Consider the following 669-nt stretch of genomic DNA (forward strand, 5'->3'; position numbering starts at 1 on the left):
CATCGCTGTTTATACAACAGACCTATCTGCTCGGTATCCATATCAAAAATATTGGTCAGGAACTGTAGGATTTTTTTCTTTTCCACATCATAATAAACCACCCTTCTCAATAGAATAACCTGTTCTTTTTTCTGCTCATCTGTATAGCTAATGTTGATTTTTTCATCCTTGATGTATCCAGTGGGGCAGCTGTCCGATATATCTAGGTCTTGCAGTCCCTGATAAACGGCATTATCCTTTAGGCGGGTCACAAAATGAACACCATCGTTTGTCCATTTGGCGTATTGTTGGTAGTCTACGTATCCACGGTCAAAAATGGCAATCTGGTGTGGCTTCAGTTTCAACTTTTCCAGAAAAACNGGCATTCAGCATGGTGTGAACCTTGATGCCACCCTTGCTCTTTCCATCAGCGGATTTACGTCCCACGCACTTCATTATTGCCTTAAAAAGGCTTATGGTGGTACTATCGATGATAAATAGGCGTTTGAGCAGTTCTTTGTTTGGATGGCTGTCCGATAAAAGTTCCTTATAGCGCTGGTAGAGCTTCTGGTATACCGCACCAAAGAAAGCTTCACTTCGGCAGGCATTGGAATCGCTTAAAGTGCTACGGGGTGGGGTGTAGCTAAGACCTAAATGGTTCAGCTTATCACCATAAGCGGCTATGCCCTG

1 protein-coding gene is annotated in these 669 nt (G+C 43.3%); it reads right to left on the bottom strand.

Annotation, left to right across the window (positions count from 1 at the left end):
• A partial coding sequence (locus ACFOUY_RS02260; RefSeq protein WP_378958824.1) for a transposase occupies positions 1-344 on the bottom strand: 344 nt, incomplete at its 3' end.
• Positions 345-669 lie beyond the last annotated feature (325 nt).

The organism is Pedobacter jamesrossensis, assembly GCF_042650905.1.
Taxonomy (GTDB): domain Bacteria; phylum Bacteroidota; class Bacteroidia; order Sphingobacteriales; family Sphingobacteriaceae; genus Pedobacter; species Pedobacter jamesrossensis.